This is a genomic window from Candidatus Cloacimonadota bacterium, assembly GCA_011372345.1.
GTDB lineage: Bacteria > Cloacimonadota > Cloacimonadia > Cloacimonadales > TCS61 > DRTC01.
Window position 1 is genome coordinate 1 of record DRTC01000046.1, and the last position, 2,600, is coordinate 2,600.

Annotated in this window: 1 protein-coding gene; it reads right to left on the bottom strand. The window is 39.9% G+C overall.

What is annotated here, in order from left to right; translation table 11 throughout:
- Positions 1-2,600 (bottom strand): hypothetical protein (locus ENL20_00785; protein HHE37096.1); only part of this gene is annotated, 2,600 nt, incomplete at both ends.

Sequence of the window (2,600 nt, forward strand, 5' to 3'; positions counted from 1 at the left end):
GGAGCATCTGCGAAAACATCAGGACAGAAAATGTATTCTGCTTCTTCATCGAAGAACAAAGATTGCCCATTGACCACATCGTCGTTAAATGTAATATCTCCGTTCATTTCACCATTAAATCCGTTTCCGCTTTCGTCGTTCACATTTCCGTTAAAAGGATAGTAAGCATAAGTTCCCAGGTATGTCGAATAGCCGTCTTCATATTCGATTTCCGCTATTTCCGATCCTCCGGTTGTATAAATTGCTAAAACTCCAGCAGTATGGATTCCTTCGCCTGTTCCTGAAAGATCCCAAGAACAAACTCCACCTTGAGGAATTGTTCCAGCAAGAACTTCATCGATAAAAATCCTATATTCCAGCAATTCTCTATCCGAAGGAACAGGATTCCAGATTAGGAAATAATCGATCACACTTAAATCAAATACTGGAATCAGCAATTCATTCAAAGTTATATCCAGAGTTGTATCTTCGAAAATTTCCAAACTATCAGCACTATAAGATTCGAAATAATTTAAAGAAACTGAAATATCGTAGATTCCTTTCCAGACTTCTTCAAAAATGATGATGCCGTTTTCCAGGCTTTCTGCTTCATATTGATGCTGAGGATGATTATCCTGGTTCGAAAGATTTGCGTTTGCTCCTTCCGGATCATCACCTGAATTGGTTGAAACATTAATGGTGACAGTAACGAACATATCTTTGTAAATATCATTTGAATAAGTCTCGGGTGAAATATTGTTGCCGGAATATACTGCTTCTACCGCATATTTATAAATTCCTGCTTCCAGGTTTTCCCATTCAGTATCTGTATAGGAAGTTGCGGAAATTCCCGTTGCCACTGAAATCCATTCTTCCACAAAATCTTCTTCATCACAAAGTCCGCGATAAAGATTATAACTTTCCAGGTCGCGGTCGCTTGTATTTTTTACTCTTTGCAAGATCATCGGTTCATTCCAGGAAATTTCAGCATAACCGTCAGCATTTTCTTCTGCAATTACATTCTGCGGCATTAATGCGGATTCATACATTTCGATATCGACAGTTGTTTCACCGCCATTGGAAACAGAAATATTTCCGATCATGGAAGTTTCATAATTTGTCATTGAACAAAAGATCTCATAGATCTGGGGGAAAACTTCCAATTCATAACCACCGTTTCCATCTGTTATTGTGGAGAATACTCCGGCAGTAACAGTTGCTCCAACGATCGGTTCTGAGCTATTAACATCGACAACATTTCCGCTGATCGTTCCGCTTCCTCCAATATCCTCATAACGATAGAGTTTGATCGCACCGAGAATTTTCTGGGGATTGTTCAAACTACTGTAATTCTCAAAAAATGCATACCACCAGTCATAAGAAAGTGCATCGAATACAGCAGAACCTTCATCTGCTGCTTCAAAACAATTGAACGAATCAAAAGGGAAATGACTTGAATAATTGCAGTAATTGACAAGGTCTGTCATAAAGAAGTTGGCATTCGTTCCGGGCAGACAATGATAAAAATAAGAATTATCGATATCATCAAAAACAACTCTTCCTGAAATGACTTGTTCCGGTGCAGTATATTCAACTTCAATTCGGTAGTCATCCAGATCATCATCAGGAGGATCGATCTCGTTAAATTCCACGATCGGCATTGATCCGGCAGCATTCATCTGGAAGGTCAAATCCGCTCCGTCTTCGACATCTTCAACCAATAGCATATATCCGCCACCCATGGGATCATCTCCAACATCGGAAGTCATACGAGCATAATACGATCTGTTTTCTCCGACAATAAAAACATATTTTCCATCTTTATCCGTAAATCCGACCGTATCGCTTCTGATCTGGTTTGTATCCCAAACGCCGAGTAAAATCCGAGCTCCATCTACTGGTAATCCATTTGCGTCTAAAACATAGATCGTTAAATTTGCGGATCCTTCGGAATATTTATCTGATACCGGACTCAAAACTCCGTCGCTCCTGATCTCAAAAACAGAAGCATGAGTTTTTCCCCAGCCATTTTCATACAAAAGCGGATTGTTGACAGAACCGCCGTCATAATGGATCCAATCTTCATCCCAGAATTCATTCCAGGTATGATCAGTGGAAATGGTGAGAATACTTGTTGCCGGAATCAATCCGATCCTTAAAACTGCTGCTCGCAGATCCGCATGCTCTCCGCATCTGCCGATATGTTTGCGATAAATCCTGACAGGTTGATGTGGTCTTTCCGTATTGGAAGTAAAGACCATGGATTGAGCGATCCAACTATTAGTAGCACCCACTGCATTTGTTGAGGAAAGAGAATTGCTGTCCCAGACTATATCACAAGCTTGCAGATAATATTTCAGTTTTGGGTATCCTTCGTCATTATGATTATAAAGCCAGTTCCGCCAGAAAACTCCTTCCGGTGGAGCCGCAAAATTATTATCATGCGAACCATTGCTCTCGATCACATCGGGACTGATATAATTTGGAATTTCATCCGAAATTTTGGGATGAACTACATACCAATAATAAATATCGCGTGGAACTTCTATCTGCTGTAAAATTCCGTGTGTATCTTCCTTCCAATAACGCGTAGTCGAATAATAATTTTCATCATTATAAGA